The organism is Megasphaera sp. UPII 135-E, from assembly GCF_000221545.1.
Lineage (GTDB): Bacteria > Bacillota > Negativicutes > Veillonellales > Megasphaeraceae > Megasphaera > Megasphaera hutchinsoni.
The window spans coordinates 100,920-113,439 of the sequence record NZ_AFUG01000007.1 but is presented as its reverse complement, the minus strand read 5'-3'; the positions used below and the strand labels follow the sequence as shown (position 1 = coordinate 113,439).

Below are 12,520 nucleotides of genomic sequence, written 5' to 3'. Positions count from 1 at the left end.
TGACTGATGGCGACACGCGGAAAGAACATACAATTATTCTTGATGGACGGTGAGGCTGGAGGTAGAATCAAATGCACTCTCGCAAACTGGACGGGTGTTGCCTATAAGATTCCGAGAACAGAACTCGACAAGTGTAAAGAACGCGATGACCTGAAACAGAGCGGAGTTTACTTCCTTTTTGGGACTTCTGATGAGACGGGCAAGGGCGTCGTATATATCGGGCAGGCTGGTGCACGTAAGAACGGCGAGGGTATTCTCAATCGTCTGCAGGAGCACAAGCGCAATCCGGAGAAGGATTATTGGACAGAGGCCATTATCTTTACTACATCCAACAATTCTTTCGGCCCGACTGAAATTAGCTATCTTGAAAACCGCTTCTGCAATCTCGCACTTGAAGCTAACCGGTATGAGGTCAAGAATGGCAACGATCCGACTCCCGGCAACATTACAGAAGAGGAAGAAAGCGAGATGGAGGAGTTCATTGACTATGCGAAGGTAATTATGGGCACCCTCGGTCACAAATTATTTGAGCCTATCAGTAAGACGGTATCTCAAGCAGCAAAAGGTACCTCAGCTATTCTGAAGGATCATTCCAACTTACACCTTGAACGGACTATAAAGAAGATTGGAAAAGTTGAGGCTGATGGTTCGCAAACATCAGAGGGATTTGTCGTATTCAAGGGAAGCCACATTTCTCTTGCCGATGACAATACTATTCCTGCTGTTATAAAAGAACGAAGGAAAAATGCATTGATTGATGAGCAAGGCGTGTTACAGGAAGATATGCTTTTTACCAGTCCGTCATATGCAGCGATGTTTGTTATTGGCAAAAGTGCTAATGGCCTTACAAGTTGGAAAACTGCTGATGGAAAAACTCTAAAATCATTGGAATCCAGCCATGACACGGAGCAAACAGATGAAACATAAGGTTAAGGTGCAGGTTCCTGTTGAAAAGCGTCGGACACTGGCGGGGTATGAGGATGTGGAATGCTACTACGAGGGGATTCTTCAGGTGGCAAAGATGCAGTCATTCTTCCTGGAACACTCTGCAGGCTTCCATACCGTAGAGGCAAGAAATGTCTGGAAAGAGTATACTGAGGACTACTACTACATGGATACCTATTATCGGCAGTATCACTTGGCGTTTGGAAAGAGTCTGACCGTTGGCAACGACCATTTGGATGATCTTTTCAAGCAGGTAACCGATACGGTGGAAGGTCTTTATACGCACTGGTTCCTTGGCGAGTTGGGCAAGAATTGGTCCGAGGTCTGTGCCGATGAATTGGCGAAATATGGTCGCATTATGGAAGTAGCTCAGCAAGTGGACTTTTATAATCAGAATGTTAAGAGTGAGGGAAATCGAGTGTTTGTCATCATCTCGGATGCCTTCTGTTATGAGGTGGCGGTATCTCTGGCAGAACAGCTTCGTAGTGAGACGCAGAGTAAGGTTACGCTTGGTTCTTGTGCAGGTATCTTCCCTACTGTTACAAAATTCGGTATGGCTGCACTTTTGCCGCATAAGCAGCTAACCGTCAGTGAGCGCAGTAATGGGGATCTTCAGATTCTGGCAGATGGAATGTCTACAGATGCAGGGAACAGGGATAAAGTTCTCAAGGCTGCAAATAGCAATAGCGTAGCCTTGAAATATAAAGATATTGCACCGATGAAGCGTGCGGAGAGAAGTGCGTTTGTTAAGGGTATGGATGTCGTTTATATCTATCATGACAAGGTGGATGAGGCCAGTCATACGTCTGACAGTATGGTATTTCCGGCATGTGATGATGCAATTGAAGAAATCAAAAACATGGTAAGAATCATCCGTAATGACTTCGGTGGTACTCGTGTTTACATTACCGCTGACCACGGATTCCTCTATACCTACAGTCCTCTGTCTGAGGATGCTAAGGTAGATAAGACAACACCAAGTGAGCAGGATGTGGAAATTGATCGTCGCTATCTGATTACTCGTAAAGGAGCAACTCCGGACTACTTACTTCCGGTGAAGTTTATGGACGCTGGTTACGATGCCTTTGCGCCGAGGGAAAGCGTCCGTATCAAGAAGAAAGGTGGAGGACTTAATTTCGTGCATGGTGGCATCAGCCTTCAGGAGATGGTGGTTCCGGTTATTGAATATCATTATCTTCGTAACGATTCAAAGGCGTATCAGCGTAACAAGGCTACGTATGACACGAAGCCGGTAGAAGTTGGACTTCTTTCTGCAAGCCGTAAAATTAGCAATATGATATTCTCACTGAACTTTTATCAGAAGGATGTGGTTGGCGATAACCGCAGTGCAGCAAACTATCTGCTGTATTTTGTTGATTCCGATGGAAAGCAGATAAGTGATACCGTAAAGATTATTGCGGACAAGACCGGTGATAAGGGACAGGAGTGCACATTCCGCTGTAGCTTCAACCTGAAATCACTGAAATATGATAATAGAGCAAGCTACTATTTAGTCATCGCAGATGAAACAGGTCTGCAGATGCCGAAGAAAGAAGCGTTCCGGATTGACATCGCATTGCCGTCGATGAGTTTGATTTTTTCAGTTAAGGGCTTATTCGGAAGGAGCAGGAAAGAGTGACAATCTTGAAGTGGGCGCAAGCCCTCGCGAAATAATAAAGGACAAACTGCGTTAAAACTTTGATGGCAAGATTGTTTGCAAAGACTTGACTGAGAAAATCAAGGAGGGTGCCAATGTGCCGGTTTATGTCCCAGAATTTTTGTTGGTCCAATATTGTAGTTCCGACGATGATGAGGTTATCGATCAGGGTGTGCAGAATGTAAAGCGCATTCTTGCCGATAACTTTGTAAGACCGGATGAAGCACAGAAGATTTTGTCAAGACTTCGCAGTTGTGGCGGCCACACAGTTATCTTAGTTGTCAACACATATGTTACACGTTGAGAAGTATTCCGACACAACTTGGTTAGGATTTTTGAAAGTAAGACAGGTCTTCGCTGTTTTATTATATCCGGTTTCATGTTTTGCTACTTGTTTTATCAGTTCTTGTTCACTTGTAAAGACTTTTCTTCCATAAAGAATTTTTCCATCTTCTCTATGACTTCGTTCAACTTTGCCATTCTGTCACGGGGAGTATGGTCCGTCCAGACCTTCTTAATTTTATCTTGTAAAACTTCTTTTATATCCTTTTGCTCTGCATTTAACGTAAACTTTGACCAATCCGTACACGCCGTTACGCTTCAGCATCCCTTGTATTAAGTCCAATTCTTCTTTTTTATGATCCTTAGAATTACTATGCGGTCTTCTTGATTTCAGTACAAGACTCCTGACGGTGCCATCATATTTTTTTAGCTGCCAATATACAAACCATTTATTTGTATAATATCTTCTTGCGGCACGTGTTATCCCGTGTTTTATTGCATATTCACATAAACGTTGGCGAAAACACATTTCTTCGGTTATAATTTTCATGAGAGGTCTCCTTTGATACTTGAGTTTGTGGTAAAACCTATTGTATCAAAGTTCCTCTCTTTTTTCTTTTATTTCTGTAACATATGTCTTATCACATTATAAATGTGTCCTCTTTTAGCGATTTAGTTTATGTTGATTCCTAAGATTTAAGAGCAGCAACAGGACTTGATATTGACGATGAAGCCAACTTCTATGATCCGCTTTCTAAAGACCGCTATAATGATGGTATTCCTGATAGATATGACAATGACTTTTAGGACAGTGATTATTTTGAGTCAACTTATGATGTGGAGGACAATCTTCATAGCAAAGAAGAAAACACACAAAAATCAGAGGATAGGCCATCTATTTTAGGACAGATAAGAGCTTATCAAAATGAAAGTAAAATTGAAGAAAAGCAAAAAACAAAAGAACAGGAAATTTTAAGATAAGGGGAGGGCAACCTCCCTTTTGCCATGAAAGGAGATAAAAACATGGATTACAAAACAATGAGAGATAGAATTGAAGATATGGTAAATGATAACTATAGGGACTTTGTTAAGGAGATTATCAGTATGGAAAAGGGCATTAACGATGAAAGTGCATTAGTCAAACTATACGATGCCTATATGGACAATGACACCGTCAATTTACTGCATGAGGAATTTGACTATATGATTGAGGATTTAAGAGAACAGGGGCAGATAAAAGATCTGCCCTATGTTTAGGAAGAAAAGAATACTCTTATCAATATTGTCGGAAATATTGGTGGAGAGGTCGATGTAGTAGAAAGGGAAAACAAGAATGGAGAAGTCTTTAAGGTGGCGAATTTCTCTGTAGTATCCCAAGATGATGAAGGAAACAAGGTATATCATAATTGTTCAGCTTATGGAGAAAAAAGTGATATTCCAAAGGACTTTGAGCAGGGAGATTTTGTAAAACTCTTTGGACAAATCAGAACTTCCGTTGACGATAATGGCAAGGAACATACTAACATCAGGATACTTTTTTTAAAGCTGTTAAAGGAAAAGGAAAAGATGAAAGGACAGGAAGAAAAGACAGGAAGAAAAGACAGGAAGAAAAGAAAGAAGCAAGCAAAGAAGCTGAGAGATAAATTTACGGTCGGTGTGGTCTTAGGACTGCACCGACTCTTTTTTTATTTTAAAGTTATAGTTGCTCATAAAACGTGCTATAATAATATATGAAAAATCCATATACATGGAGTAAAGGGGCGTAATAATGAAATTTAATTATAATGGTTTGTGGAAATTATTGATAGACAATAATATGAAAAAGAAAGACTTAATTGATGGGACAGGCATTTCACCAACAACAGTAGCAAAGATGGCTAAAGGTGAGCCAGTATCACTATCTATTCTTGGAAAGATTTGTGATGAATTGGGTGCAGATATTGGAGATTTGATTTGTATTGATAAAGAAAGATAGGTGATGTAAATGGCGGACGAAATAAAACATAATAAATTCAATGCACTAACTCCGGAAGTATTAAAAGAAAATAAGCAAATATATACGGAAGCACTTGATTATGCTTTCAGTAATGACGACATAAAAAATATTGCTATTACTGGCATATATGGTTCTGGGAAAAGTACCGTGTGGAACACTTATGTTCATCAAAAGGGATTAAGCAATGTAATTACTGTTTCTTTGGGTAAATATAAAAATAATATTAGTGATGACGATAGTCTAAAAGAAGTATCGGTGACTAAACTTGCCAACTCAGAAACTGATGGTATTGAGGGCAAACTTATAAATGAAAATCGAAAAACAGTGGATATAGATGATGACAATAGAGTGGAAAGACAGCTCATTAATCAGATTCTATCTCAGATAGAATCAAAGAAAATACCACTTAGTAAATATGGTTTTAAATCAAATAAAAGCATTCAGAACATATGCTTACAGTCATTGGCGTTTCTTTCAATAATATGTTCAATACTTCTTTGGATAACGAGAGATACTTTTTTACTTTTTGTTAACGAGTTGCATAAAAATTTCGATGGGAAATCTCTAATATTTTTATGTTCGCTATTGTTGTTTGTGCCATTGTTTTATTATTTGTATATATTCTATAGAGGGAATAAGTTTAGAATTTCTAAAATAACATTCAAAGGTGCGGAAGCGAATATAAATGATGATAAGAGTGATGAGTCCGTATTGGATAGAGACATTAAAGAGTTAGTTTATTTACTAAGAAGCTCCGGTACAAAAGTTGTTGTTTTTGAAGATTTAGATAGATATAACAGCACATCTATTTATACAAAATTGAGAGAGCTTAATTTTCTGTTAAATCATTATTCAAAGATAAACGGAGATAATAAGCCTGTGCGATTTGTATACATGCTTAAAGACAGCCTATTTTTCTCTAAGAACAGAACTAAATTCTTCGACTTTATTTTACCTATTGTGCCTATTGTGGATTCAAAAACATCAGAAAACGAGCTTATTGAACTTTTGAAAGGGGTAGAAAATGCACCGGAGAGAAGTTTATTAGTTGATATTTCCTTGTATGTGGACGATATGAGGCTTCTAAAAAATATAGTTAATGAATATATAGTATATTCTGAAATCATACCATTAGGTCAAATTGAGCTGGAGAGTAACAAGCTATTTGCTTTAATTACCTTGAAAAATATATTTCCCAATGAATTCGATCTTTTGCAGGAAGATAAAGGATTTATAAGAACTATATTTGATGAGTTAGAGTACAATAAGAAAAAAGTTGTTAGCAATCTTAAACAGAAGCTGGAAAAAATAGATGAGAATATTAAATTTATAAATAGTAGAATTGCAAATGATAAGTTTGAAGCAATGGCATTGATGATTTCTACTGATGTAAGACCATATAATAATCAATCTAAAACAATGTCACAATTTCTAAAAGATTGGAGTAAAAATCCTGATAATAGTATTGACATTAAGTATCCAAATGGTAGTCAATACTTTACTTATAATGATTTTTTAAATAGATATGTTTTAACTGATGATGAAAAAAAGGCATTAGTTGAAAAATTCCCAGAAGACTTCTCTGTTGAAATAAATAAACTTAACTTAGATAGAGAAAAAATAAAAAAACAAGTCAAAGATATTGAGATATATAGTTATAAAGAAATAATCTCTAAGTTGACTGCTGAACAAAGGGATGAATTATTTTCAATTGATGGATTTGACATTGTGGAAAGTCATTATTTCCCTCTAATTAGATTTTTAATTGTAGAGGGATTATTGGATGAAACATACTGGTATTATAAGGGCAATTTTAATGTAGATACGTCAAATATATTAAAGAGAAATGACATGATATATATGAAAGGATTAAAAGAAGGCAAATCTCTTGATATTTTTTTGGATGTCGAAACACCTAATGAGATAGTAAACCGCTTAAAACTATCTGATTTTAGTCGTTTCAATATATTGAATAAGAAAGTATTAAAGACTTGTTTGGAGAAAAAACAAACTGAAAATATAGTAGCTATTGTTGATTCAGTTGATATAAATGACAAGTATAATGATTTGCTAAAAATTTTAGACGAGTTTGACTTAGATATAGTTAGGCTCTATTCTAATATGCTGTTTGAAAAAAATGTGGATAGGCTCGTTAGTACTCTGGAATTCTGCGAAGCTGAAAACAGTGGAACATTTCAAAATATATTGATTTCAGTTTTAACACATAAAACTATTGAATTAGATAAATTCGATTTATTTAAGACATATATAGAACAAAATGAGAATATAATATCTTTAATACCGGAGGAACAATTCGATATTTTCATTGATAACATTCGTTCTGGAGGCATGAAGTTTGAAGATGTGTCAGCAGCAAATTGTGATAAAGTAAGGTTGGAAGCGATTGAGCAAATTCGGGCGTACAAGTTGAATTTGAAGAATTTAATATTTATTACCGAAGCAATATTAGAGAAGACTATAGATTACGGAAACTTGTTGAATGAGATTTATAAATCTCCACAACTTTTATCGAGCAAGGAGTATATAGAGGACAATTTTTCGAGTATTATTTCCAACTATATAGATGAAAATGAGAGTGAAGAAGACTATCACAACAATGAGGATATACTGTTTAAAATCCTTCTTTCTGATATTTCTGAAGAATATAAGCTTGCGTATTTAGAAAGAAATGAAACAGTAATTTCAAGCTTAAATGCTCTAAAAGACAGCTCCACAACTACAATTATACTGGATTGCTTATTGCGTAAAAATAAGGTCAAGTTCTGTTCAGATAACATAGCAGTATATTGGGACATGGTTGAGGAATATAGTGATGATTTTATTAAATATCTCGATAATAACCTGGATGAAAATAACAATGAAGATGTATTAAAAAATAATGTAACTATTTGCAATACGCTTATAAATGATGCCTCAGTAAGTGATAAAATTTTTGCGTTCGTCATAAAATTTGCAAATAAACCAATAAGCAATATCAATCATAAACTTACACAAGGTAGAGTTATTACTTTAGTTGACCATAGGTTGATTGAAGTGACGGAAAAGAATATAGAAGTATTGTTGAATAACTCGTATTATGGCGAATTGACCTCGCTGGCAAATGGTAATGACAAAGATATAGAAGAAGCCGTTGTAAATATACTATTAAAGTATGAACTTCCCGATGAGTTGGTATACAGCTTAGTTAATAGTGGGATTTCGGATGAAAATTCTCTGAATTTGATAAGCTTAATAAATGATAGTGTTTTAATTGAAAGAATAAAGCCAACTAAAAAATCCATTATAGAAGCCATCATACAGGGAGATTTATCTTCGGAGAATATTGACTATATATGTAATTCCTTTGATCGGTTTGAGTTAAAAGATGAGTTTATTGATTCATTATATAGGAATAATAAGTTGGAGAAACTGTCAAACAAGAATCTTAATGAAAACTTTATGAACTATGCATTAAAATCGCAAACCATAAGTGTCGATACAAAGGTTTCGTGGATTGCAACAAAGATAGATAACAAAGATGATATAAATACTTTGAAGAAATATATATCTTCAGTTTTAGAAGTTTCTGATTTATCAAATGTTTGGGAGAAGAAACGACCTTTATTAGATAATGCGTATAAAGAGAGAGTCGGGCAAGCGTTAATAAAATCAGGTTATGTTAGACCACGCAAAGACAAGAATGGTCAACGAATTATGCTCCCAAAACGATTAAAAAATACTACTGTTGATACGCATCTATTGTAGAAAGAGAGGTAGGCTTTTTTCTACCGCTCCATCTCTTTCCCCATATATCTCTCGTAGTTTTTCCTGATTTGATACAGTTCGGTCATCTCGGTTTTTGAGGAAGAATACTCTTGCATAAGTGTATTCTTTTTTTTTAGTTTTTCAAGTTCCTCAAAAATCTGCTTGGAATTAGGCATTTTAGAGTACGATTTTTTAAGGTAGGCAAAGGCTTTTTCATACAAGAGAATTTCTGCTTTGTGTTCACAGGCAAAGGCTTTGTCGGTCGGTTCTTTTTTATAAGCTTGATAAATTTGTCGGTATTTTGTCACGGTATGGACTTGTTCCATAGTGGTGGAAAGGGTGGCTATCTTCTCGTCAAGCACCTTGATTTCTTCTTGCAGACTTTGCCTTTTATCAGCACTTTTCTTAATAAAATCATCAGGCTGAGCAATAGATTTAAAGCCTTTTTCACGCATTAAAATAACGGTATCTGAAGCTACTTGCAGGTTGTGTTTGGTAGCCCAGAATTCATATCCCTTGCTTGATTGTGCCTTCTCATTGTTCTTAATATCAATAATATTTCCGACACGCTTTTTAACGGTGAATGTTTTTTGATTGGCATTTTCTGTGATTCTTTCCTTGAGTCTTTCTTCTGTATAATCTTCTCCGATAGTCTTTGCCCTTGTAAATCTTTCCTTGTCTTTATGCTTAAAAGCGATGTGCTTGCCGTATTTGATTTCATATCCGAGATTCGCTATATTCTTTAAGAATTTGTCCCAGTCTTTGGATTGTTTTATCATTCTGTCAATGTCAAATTGGAGCCTACTTTTCCAAGAAGTACCGTTCTTGGCTTGCTCATTTTCATACCAGGACTTGTCGTTCGTCTTATACTTTTTCTTAAATCTTTCGTAGTATTCGTCAATGACAGAGAGGTTATTCTCTTTGCAGAGTTTATCACTCTGATAACGGATTTGGTGGTAGCTTTTCTTGTTAGACTGGTAGCACCTACCTGTTACCATATTTACATTATTGAAGATGATGTGATTGTGGATATGCCCCTTATATACGTGAGTAGATAAGACAAATTCGTACTCATCTTTGAGGATCTTTTTACACAGCTTCATACCAATCTGGTGAGCCAATTCAGGACTTGTTTCTCCCGGTAAAAATGATTGAATGAGATGTCTTGCAAGAACGGTTCCTTTTGTTCCTGCGTCATTTCGTGTCCTTAAAAACTGAGTGTGAGTAGTTGGTTCGTGACATTTATGAGTGCTTACTAAGATTTTTTCATCAGTTTTTTCACTCTTAGTAATGTAATCTATTGCCCAATTTAGAGTTGATTTTATAGGATGTATTTTTGTGATTGCATACTAATCACCAGAACTTTCCTTTGATTTATTTAGAAGTAGGGGGTGGATCTGCCATATTTCTCTTGATAATTTTTCTATCTGTTTATTTATCGATTCGATTTCATTTTTGTAAATAATGCCAGTTGTATTAGTAGCTTTTGCAATCTGATTTATATTATTTGTTGCATTCGAAAGTAGCCATTGTAGGTTTCTAAATGGTTCTAAATCTACAACATAAATTTCTTTTTCCAATACACATTTTCTAAGAAAGTGGGACATAGTTTTGCAATTAGCAAGTTTCATTTTCTTTTCAAAAATTTCTTTTTCTTCATCTGTTAAATATATTTTTAGCTGATTATTTCTTTTTCTATTATCCATAGTATATCTCCTTATCATAAAATATTGGGGTTTTAGGGTTCTCCCTAACAAGGTAAAATTGATAAAAAAAGAAGCAGTCCATAAAGGTTCTGCTTCATCAATTTTCAGTAAGTGTCCGTACACTTACTGTGCTTGCTACATAAGCCACATAAGAATGATTTAAATAGCAAGCGTTAAGCGTTTATTTAATTATATAAAATATTATAGCATAAAAATGAAAATTTAGTTAATTGATTTAGATAATTTTGGATGCCCTTTGATACAAAAAATAATTTTTTCTTAAGAATATCATGGTCTTTTATACAATTATATAACATTGACTACTATAAAATATAGTGATATAATTTATAGTAGTTTTTAATATGGAGGGATAATATGTCAACGATTGATTTAATAGTTTTAGGAATGATTAAAGAAAAAGAACAAAGTGCGTATGACTTACAAAAGAATGTTGAGTATAGAAATATTTCTAAATGGGTTAAAGTTAGCACTCCATCAATTTATAAAAAAGTAATTCAGTTAGAAGAAAAAGGATACATAATAGGCAATTTGTCAAGAGAAGGGAATATGCCGGAAAAGTCTATTTATCGTATTACAGAAGATGGAGAAAAGTATTTTCTCGAAATGATGAAGAAAATATCCGTTCAAATGGTTAATGTATTTTTAGATTTTAATGCAGTTGTTATCAATATGGGAATGCTTTCTAATTCTGAGGAAAAAGAAATTGTAGATAATATTGAAACAGAAATTAAGAAGTATAAAAATGCAGTAAGCAAGTTAGAAATGGAAAGGAAAGAAATTTCTGTATGTGCAAAATCTATTTTAAACCAACAAGTATTGTTATCTGAGGCATTAAATGATTGGATAAATGACTTTAAAAAAGTATATTTTGAGAGGTAATGCGAAATGAAAAACATAGAAGATGATAAGGAGATACTAAAAGAATTAAGAAAGATAACAAAGAACAAAGAAAATTGGAGCATAGTTATTGATTAAGTTGCAACAAAATTAAATGGAAAGTATTCTGTTGATGTAAAGGCAAAGGTGTTATGGCTCATTGGTGAAATGGGACTAAATAATCCTGTGAAAATTAAAAATATGTTGAAGATATTGCAGCTTACTTAAAGAATGATTCACCTAAATTAAGAGAGCGTTCCGTAAATGCATTAGGAAGAATAGGTAGAGCTGATAAAAATCTGATTATACCTTTTTTAGATAAAATAATGGAAATGAAAGAAGACGAGGTAGAAAAAGTTAGACTTTCTTTTGTATGGGCTTGTGAAAATATTGCGACTAATGCTCCTGAACTATTTTACGACAAATTAGATACATTTTATAAAATGATATTAGATCAGGGTGAACGAGTTCGTATAGAAGCACCTGAAATATTTGGAGTAATAGGGAAAAGGAAACCATACTATGTCAAACCGTACTTAGAAAAATTACAATGGTATGCAGATAATGATTCACACCTTGTTGTTCGTATTCATAGTTTAGGTGCAATTAGGATTACTAAAAAAGCTTTAGAGGAGTGCGAGATAAATGCCACAAATGACTAAAGGTGGGAAGTATATTTTTGGTTGGTCGAGGATAAGAGTAAATGGAGAACTGATCTTTCCGAGAATGGCGGTAGATGAATATAAGCTAAAAGAAGAAAATCACATTTATATTGTTTCAGGAAGTAAGCAAACAGGAGGATTTAGTGTAATGACCGAACTTTTACTTTCCCATTCAACACTCAAAAATGTTTTGGAAGAAAATCCAAGTTTAGCAGACAGAAGTTTGAGCGAGGGGGAGTTGATTGCTTATAAAGGAAGAAAATACGGTTGGCTTTCACTAAAAGAAAATACGGTATATCTTTCAAATGATTTGATGAAGATGTTAGAAATAAAAGTCGGGGATAAACTCTTAGCTATTCGTAGTAGTGATATTGCTTTTACAATGGGTGTAAAGGGAAGCTTGATAGAGAAAGCGAACGGCTATCGAGGAATTATTGAAGAATTTTGAGTAAGAAAACTACAAGGAGGTTGAAATAAAATGATATTTTGAAATGATAAAAAATAACAGGTTAATTTTAATAGAAAACTTTTTTTGATACGAGAGGACTGTTTACGCCAAAGTGTAGAAGTCCTCCTTTTTTATGCTCAAAAACCAAAATCAGAGAGCAGA

Annotated in this window: 11 protein-coding genes and 1 pseudogene; 9 read left to right on the top strand and 3 right to left on the bottom strand. The window is 34.8% G+C overall.

Annotated features, from left to right (window positions below; genetic code table 11):
• Nucleotides 1–6: 6 nt before the first annotated feature.
• The 3 genes from HMPREF1040_RS01335 to HMPREF1040_RS01325 all read left to right on the top strand — a co-directional run bounded on the left by HMPREF1040_RS01335 (nt 7) and on the right by HMPREF1040_RS01325 (nt 2,906).
• Nucleotides 7–927, top strand: coding sequence for a GIY-YIG nuclease family protein (locus HMPREF1040_RS01335; protein WP_007392074.1), 921 nt, complete (start codon nt 7–9; stop codon nt 925–927).
• A complete protein-coding gene (pglZ, locus tag HMPREF1040_RS01330; RefSeq protein ID WP_218015427.1) occupies nt 917–2,584 on the top strand; it encodes a BREX-1 system phosphatase PglZ type A in 1,668 nt (555 codons plus the stop codon). Before HMPREF1040_RS01335 ends, pglZ begins: the two co-directional genes overlap by 11 nt.
• Before the next feature lie 70 nt (nt 2,585–2,654).
• Entirely contained in the window at nt 2,655–2,906 is a 252-nt protein-coding gene (locus HMPREF1040_RS01325) for an anti-phage BREX system Lon protease BrxL (RefSeq protein ID WP_369688066.1), read from the top strand.
• Between the two features lie 216 nt (nt 2,907–3,122).
• Here the strand turns inward: HMPREF1040_RS01325 and HMPREF1040_RS08260 are convergent, their stop codons facing one another.
• Nucleotides 3,123–3,434: a hypothetical protein gene (locus HMPREF1040_RS08260; RefSeq protein WP_007392112.1), complete on the bottom strand. Its 312-nt coding sequence runs from the start codon at nt 3,432–3,434 to the stop codon at nt 3,123–3,125.
• 473 nt (nt 3,435–3,907) lie between these two features.
• Here HMPREF1040_RS08260 and HMPREF1040_RS01315 point away from each other — a divergent pair.
• The 3 genes and pseudogenes from HMPREF1040_RS01315 to HMPREF1040_RS01305 all read left to right on the top strand — a co-directional run bounded on the left by HMPREF1040_RS01315 (nt 3,908) and on the right by HMPREF1040_RS01305 (nt 8,645).
• Nucleotides 3,908–4,618 (top strand): annotated as a pseudogene (locus tag HMPREF1040_RS01315) (DNA-binding protein).
• Nucleotides 4,619–4,652: 34 nt separating this feature from the next.
• The gene (locus HMPREF1040_RS01310; protein WP_007392052.1) at nt 4,653–4,859 is read left to right on the top strand and encodes a helix-turn-helix transcriptional regulator; all 207 of its coding nucleotides are present in this window, start codon (nt 4,653–4,655) and stop codon (nt 4,857–4,859) included.
• 9 nt (nt 4,860–4,868) lie between these two features.
• The gene (locus tag HMPREF1040_RS01305) at nt 4,869–8,645 is read left to right on the top strand and encodes a hypothetical protein (RefSeq protein WP_007392071.1); all 3,777 of its coding nucleotides are present in this window, start codon (nt 4,869–4,871) and stop codon (nt 8,643–8,645) included.
• 20 nt (nt 8,646–8,665) lie between these two features.
• Here HMPREF1040_RS01305 and HMPREF1040_RS01300 read toward each other — a convergent pair whose 3' ends face one another.
• Both HMPREF1040_RS01300 and mobC read right to left on the bottom strand, forming a co-directional pair.
• Nucleotides 8,666–9,988, bottom strand: a complete 1,323-nt coding sequence (locus tag HMPREF1040_RS01300; RefSeq protein ID WP_036257243.1) for a relaxase/mobilization nuclease domain-containing protein — start codon at nt 9,986–9,988, stop codon at nt 8,666–8,668.
• Between the two features lie 6 nt (nt 9,989–9,994).
• On the bottom strand, nt 9,995–10,351 hold the full coding sequence (gene mobC / locus HMPREF1040_RS01295; RefSeq protein ID WP_007392016.1) for a plasmid mobilization relaxosome protein MobC: 357 nt from the start codon (nt 10,349–10,351) through the stop codon (nt 9,995–9,997).
• A 375-nt stretch (nt 10,352–10,726) separates the two neighbouring features.
• Between mobC and HMPREF1040_RS01290 the strand changes: the two genes are divergently transcribed.
• From HMPREF1040_RS01290 to HMPREF1040_RS01280, 3 genes are all read left to right on the top strand, one after another.
• The gene (locus HMPREF1040_RS01290; protein ID WP_007392012.1) at nt 10,727–11,251 is read left to right on the top strand and encodes a PadR family transcriptional regulator; all 525 of its coding nucleotides are present in this window, start codon (nt 10,727–10,729) and stop codon (nt 11,249–11,251) included.
• Nucleotides 11,252–11,574: 323 nt separating this feature from the next.
• On the top strand, nt 11,575–11,910 hold the full coding sequence (locus HMPREF1040_RS08180; RefSeq protein WP_007392104.1) for a hypothetical protein: 336 nt from the start codon (nt 11,575–11,577) through the stop codon (nt 11,908–11,910).
• Nucleotides 11,894–12,358 (top strand): hypothetical protein, encoded by a 465-nt coding sequence (locus tag HMPREF1040_RS01280; protein WP_007392053.1) that lies wholly within the window; start codon nt 11,894–11,896, stop codon nt 12,356–12,358. Before HMPREF1040_RS08180 ends, HMPREF1040_RS01280 begins: the two co-directional genes overlap by 17 nt.
• Nucleotides 12,359–12,520: the final 162 nt, after the last annotated feature.